Genomic DNA, 5,634 nt, shown 5'->3' with positions numbered 1-5,634 from the left:
GCCACATAAAAATGCACGGCGCACGCAACGCGAAATACAGTGGTAGTATTTTGTATCAGCCAAACTTACTTGACGCTTTCTCGCGATAGCCATAAGACACCCTGCTTGTTTTTTACACTAAACAAAGGCTAGTCTTTAACTTCTAAAAGTGCAAAATTTAGAGTGGGTGTCTAGTTTATTTAACGGCCACATAAAAATGCACGGCGCACGCAACGCGAAATACAGTGGTAGTATTTTGTATCAGCCAAACTTACTTGACGCTTTCTCGCGATAGCCATAAGACACCCTGCTTGTTTTTTACACTAAACAAAGGCTAGTCTTTAACTTCTAAAAGTGCAAAATTTAGAGTGGGTGTCTAGTTTATTTAACGTGAAATACAGTGATAGTATTTTGTATCAACCAAACTTACTTGACGCTTTCTTGCGATTGCCATAAGACGCCCTGCTTGTTTTTTGTACTAATAAAAGGCTAGCCTTTAATTTTGAAAAGTGCAAAATTTAGGATGGGTGTCTAGTTTGTTCTCTAAATTTAGGATGGGTGTCTAGTTTGTTCTCTCAGTACCGGCGAGTAAGTTGGTGCTGTTTTTGCTGTCTTTTGTTTTTAGCAAAAACCGCGACAACTGTATCGAGTCCGAGTGCAGCAGCTTGTTAGTCAATTATTCATATGACTTATCGATAACATTGTTTTCCATTCCTGGATCGATGTCCTCGTAATACCATCCATCTTCATCACTACGGGCTAAAGATGCAACAGAGTCCCATAGTTCATCAATGATTTCATTCTGATTATTTAATTGTTCGATATCAGCATATTCGTCATATTCGTCATAAGAAGGTGAAGTTAATTCGTTTTCAATCGGTATCGGCGGAGCGTCATACCCCATCGGTAAATAAACAAAAAATGTATTACCATTTACCCCAAGCTTGATTGTCGTGGTTAAACTACTTGACAATTCTTTTGCGAAAACAGCAGCCTCTTTATAAGTCTCAAAATATTTAAGCTTGTCCGATTTACCCTTAAGTTTAATTTTCATTTGTGGAACCTTACGGGTAACACAAATCGTATTTTGTGGAGCCTCATGGGTAACATAAATCGTATTTTGTGGAGCCTCATGAGTAACACAAATTTTGTCTTGATTGAGGAATGGATTGTTTTTTTGAATGCTTTTTTGAGGTTTTTCGTCGTTTTCTTTAGATATAAAAAAAACGATTAACGAAATAACCAGCGATATAAAGGCAACTTTGGGAAATGCAGCTTCAAGGCAGTATCCCTTAAAGCATGCTCCATAAGAAAATTGATTAAGGACAAAAACAATTATAAATACAGGAATAAAAATAAAAATTACTTTCATAATCCTTTCCACAACATAGTTTAACACCCTGAAAAGTTGACGCTAACATCAATAGATACCAACGCCCATTTAAGGGGCTGATAATTGTTTGCTAAAATGTGTAGCGAAGCGAAACCGAGCAAACTGTTAGCAGTCCCGCTTTAAATTCTTGTTATATTTCAGTTACAACGAGCCTAAATAATCTTTTATTGTCTGTGTTTTAGAACATTGTTCTTTAAATTTGACCTGCTCACTAACACAAATAATATATTCATCACCCAGCTCTACGATAGGTTTTACGTCTTTTACCAAATAGTGCCCTCTAACTTTTTTTAACTGAATTAAGGCATAGTTAAAAGATGTATAATTGGGTAAACCTGTAGAGTGAGTAAAACCGATGAATTCAATTGTCTCTGGTTCTTTTGAAGTGTTAAACCACTCAATCACGCTGTATTTCAATTCAAAGGCTGCATCCATACAAATGCCACTTTCAACAAAGTTATCGCATGATTTTTTACTTTCCACAACTGAAAAAGGTGAACCGATAAATACAACCTCTTCAGCATGCAGGTTAAAAGCAAAAATGAGTAAACTAAATGTGAATATTTTCACTAACCTTTCCCTGAAATATAGACATAATGACTCCCACACGGTGTTAGCCTCCGCTTTTCGTGGGTTAGCTTAATTCAAAGCCAGAGCCATAATTAGTTTGTCAATTAACTAAACAGCAGAGGCTAACATGAATAAACATAGCATACTTTTTATCGGTCTTGATACACATAAAGAATTCAATGAAGTCGCCTATATTGAAGAACATAGAGGTGCGCAACCTGTTCATCTTGGCCGAGTTTCGTCTTCCAAAGTGGCCGTTCAAAAGCTTGTTCGTCAGTTCGAATCGAAATACCCTGGCGCAACACTTCATTTTGTTTATGAAGCAGGCCCATGTGGTTATTGGATTTACAGGTTAATTACCAGCCTCGGCCATTGCTGTTACGTGGTGGCGCCCTCTCTTATTCCTAAAAAACCTGGTGAGAAGATTAAAACCGATAAACGTGATGCTCTTAAGCTTGCTAAATTACTTAAGTCTGAAGATTTAACACCTATCTATGTTCCCGAGCCTGAAGACGAAGCCGTACGCGATTTATCTCGCGCACGCGAAATAGCCATGAAAGATTTAAAAGATGCTAAATATCAATTAAAGGCGCTGTTGCTTCGCAATAATATCAATTACAAAGGCACTGCGAATTGGTCACAAAAACATTTACGTTGGCTTACTGAGCTTGTGCTGCCACACCCCGCTCAGCACATCGTCTTACAAGAGTTTTTACACACAATTACCGAACGAATAAGCCGACTTGAACGGCTAGACAATGAACTAACACACCACGTTCACCAGTGGCGTTATTATCCTGTTGTCAAAGCAATACAAGCTATGCGTGGTGTCCGTTTGTTGGTCGCCACCGGCGTTGTTGCTGAGCTTGGCGATTTATCGCGTTTCGACCATCCTCGTAAATTAATGAGTTATCTCGGTCTTGTACCCAGTGAACACTCGAGTGGTGGCAAACGCCATATTGGCGCCATCACAAAATGCGGAAATGGCCGAGCAAGACGCCTTCTTGTGGAAGGTGCACACACTTATCGGTATGCGGCAAATATATCGACCGATATGCAAAAACGACAAGAAGGCTTACCAAAGGACATTATTGATATTGCGTGGAAAGCACAGATTAGGCTTTGCAAACGCTATAAAAAAATGATAGCCAAAGGGAAACACTACAATCTGGTTGTTACCGCCATTGCCCGAGAAATGATTGCGTACATATGGGCTATTGCAAAAGAAGTGGTGCTTACGCCAGTGAATACAAAACTTAGATTGGCAAGAGTACCCGCATGATAAACGAATTAGAGTTAATGCATGGGATCAAGCATCGGGTGTGGCACAACCACCGACGGCGTTAGGATGGCAATGTAGCTAACGCTGCATTGAACCACGAACATAGACTGAAGACAGGTGCCACGACGAAATAAGTAAGGTCTGCTCTGTTACTAGAAATAGTAATAACCAACGAATATCAGCAAGATAACCGACGACATTACTTGCTTCATCCTATGTATTAACTCGCTCTAATTCGAGCTAAAGTAATTATGGCTTAAAAAGTTAGGCAGGGATCAGTGCGTTTAACTTGACAGTGGGAGTCATACCAACGCCCACATAAAAGGCGAGCGTTAGCGAGTCCAGCCCACACTTTTTGTGGGCGATTTTTGATGTGCTTGTTATATTGCAAATTTTTCAACACTATCCAAAACATATTGGAAATCATCTTTCTGGTAAATTGAGAGTAGCTCATAATGAACACCGTTGTAATGAGCGGTATATTTATTAACAATGGTTTTTGATCTTGATATCAATGCTTCAATGTCATTTACGGTTAATGGGTAGGTTTCCCAGAATGATTCTCCCCTCGATACGAGTTTATTGGAAATATGAGCCACCTCATTATTTCTATGCTTTGTATATAGAGTATTTACTAACGGATCTTTTAGTGAAACCAAGGCGATATCTTGCTCTAGTTCACCATCGGCCAAAGGTACCCTGTTAAACTTATCCATTTCATTAGTCTCAAAGAATTCCTGTTTGCAATGGTACTTTTTAAATTCTTTAAGCCAGCTATTAAGAGTTAAATTATTACTATTGGTTTGATCATAGATCTTACAGAGCGAACACCTAGTTGCTTCAAGGTGAGCATTTAAAGTTAACGACCAGAAATTAGGTGATTTATTCATCCCTTTTTTATGCGAGGGGATTGATGATTTTATAGAGCAATAAAGATCAAAATGCATAGCTGCAGCTTTTAATTCTTCAACCAGCCGCTCGGTTAAATTGTCGAAATTGTGCACTAGACTTTCCTTGCAATATAACGCTTACAATAACGGGAAAAACCGAGTGCTTTTGCACGAAGTGCCAGCGAGGCTTTTTCCCAATGAGCGCAGCGAATGTTGTTGATTGTTTTGTTATACATACATTGCCAAAATAAACAAAATTATTGGAAATAACACGAACATAAAAAACCTTTGTTTTTGAACTTTACGATCTGCGTTTGATACGAGATTTGAATAAGCGATTGTGGATAAAATTAAGCAACCAAGCACTACTGCAAACTTATATTGCGCCCCTAAAAACATCCCAAGGAAAATATAGGGAGCAGTTGCAACACCTATTAACCATTTATTTGAAAAGTCCATGCTCACCGCTTCATAGGTATGTATAACGAGCCTGTAGATTAACTCGTTTTTAAATTTGTTTTTATTGATAAACAAACCATAGCTGAGTTCCTATTTTGGTTCAATTGATTACTGTATTTTCACGCAGAATATAGAAGTGTTTGATATTGTTTTAATTGGCGTTTTGGAAGGGATTACGGGTGTTTGAGTGGCTTTTATTTAGAGTAAGAGGGCTTACCCTTCTTAATGCATCGTGTTTTGCAGCTTTTCTATATTATGAACAAGGCAATACAGTTGCCATTGCGCATTCACTTTCGTTTGACCCCGTAAGGTCAATTTATTCATGCCTTTATTCACTGTAATGTTCCCGAACACTGGCTCAATACAGCCAAGTCGTTTGCTATATTGTCGTCGACCTATGGGGCTGTCTATTTTTACTTTCATTTTGTCTACATAGCTCAGCTTTTTGCGCGATTCATTATTTATAAACTGCACTTGTCGTCCTCTTTCTATCGGTGGTTTTCGCATACATTGCTGTTGTAGTGGACATACTTTGCAATCTTTTAAGTAACCGCAGAATCGTGTGTATTGTTGGTTATGGCTGTTTACATTAACTCCGCTTCGCCACATATCATTACCTGCTGGGCAGCGGCATGTTTGGGTTGCTTCATCATAATGAAAATCGTCTGAGGTAAATAACCGAGCCTTGCCTTTACTGCGTTTTAGTCGGCGCTTTTCTTGCTCAGTTTCGTATGTTTCGCTGGCTTTAAACAGCGGATTTCGTTTTCTAAATTGGTTATCCGCAATGTAGGTATCGAACCCACTTTGCGCCATAAACTCAAGATTTACTTCGCTGTTAAACCCACTGTCTGCGGTGAATTTGATGGTGTGTTTATCTGCCATTTTTTCTGTATTGAGTTTAGCGAGTTGCTGTTTTAATTGTGCAACGGCTGGCTGTAAAGTTTGTTGTTCGCCCACTGAGCCCCACGCTTGTGCTTGCAGGATGATTTGATGTTTATCATCGTTTATCGCGATGCCGTTGTAGCCTTGAATTGTCCCTTTTGAGGTCGTCATCTTCGCAC

General features: G+C 39.0%; 6 protein-coding genes and 3 pseudogenes. 1 reads left to right on the top strand and 8 read right to left on the bottom strand.

Annotation, left to right across the window (positions count from 1 at the left end; all coding sequences use genetic code 11):
* The 5 genes and pseudogenes from L655_RS1000000127255 to L655_RS0114480 all read right to left on the bottom strand — a co-directional run.
* Positions 1-93: pseudogene (locus L655_RS1000000127255) on the bottom strand (Mobile element protein); the annotation flags it as partial.
* A gap of 92 nt (positions 94-185) precedes the next feature.
* Positions 186-278 (bottom strand): annotated as a pseudogene (locus L655_RS1000000127250) (Mobile element protein); the annotation flags it as partial.
* An 89-nt stretch (positions 279-367) separates the two neighbouring features.
* Positions 368-433 (bottom strand): annotated as a pseudogene (locus L655_RS1000000127245) (Mobile element protein); the annotation flags it as partial.
* A gap of 222 nt (positions 434-655) precedes the next feature.
* Positions 656-1,351, bottom strand: coding sequence for a hypothetical protein (locus tag L655_RS0114485; RefSeq protein WP_024605411.1), 696 nt, complete (start codon positions 1,349-1,351; stop codon positions 656-658).
* Positions 1,352-1,513: 162 nt separating this feature from the next.
* Positions 1,514-1,942, bottom strand: coding sequence for a hypothetical protein (locus L655_RS0114480; RefSeq protein ID WP_024605410.1), 429 nt, complete (start codon positions 1,940-1,942; stop codon positions 1,514-1,516).
* Between the two features lie 127 nt (positions 1,943-2,069).
* Here L655_RS0114480 and L655_RS0114475 point away from each other — a divergent pair, with 127 nt between their 5' ends.
* Entirely contained in the window at positions 2,070-3,224 is a 1,155-nt protein-coding gene (locus tag L655_RS0114475; protein ID WP_024605409.1) for an IS110 family transposase, read from the top strand.
* A gap of 380 nt (positions 3,225-3,604) precedes the next feature.
* Here L655_RS0114475 and L655_RS0114470 read toward each other — a convergent pair whose 3' ends face one another.
* From L655_RS0114470 to L655_RS0114460, 3 genes are all read right to left on the bottom strand, one after another.
* Complete coding sequence (locus L655_RS0114470; protein WP_024605408.1) at positions 3,605-4,228, bottom strand: hypothetical protein; 624 nt, start codon at positions 4,226-4,228, stop codon at positions 3,605-3,607.
* A gap of 114 nt (positions 4,229-4,342) precedes the next feature.
* Positions 4,343-4,573, bottom strand: a complete 231-nt coding sequence (locus L655_RS0114465; protein WP_024605407.1) for a hypothetical protein — start codon at positions 4,571-4,573, stop codon at positions 4,343-4,345.
* A gap of 222 nt (positions 4,574-4,795) precedes the next feature.
* The coding region (locus L655_RS0114460) for a transposase (protein ID WP_033011515.1) at positions 4,796-5,634 on the bottom strand (839 nt) is incomplete at its 5' end.

It is taken from the genome of Pseudoalteromonas sp. TAE79, assembly GCF_000498015.1.
Taxonomy (GTDB): Bacteria; Pseudomonadota; Gammaproteobacteria; order Enterobacterales; family Alteromonadaceae; genus Pseudoalteromonas.
This window is presented reverse-complemented; position numbering and strand designations above follow the sequence as displayed.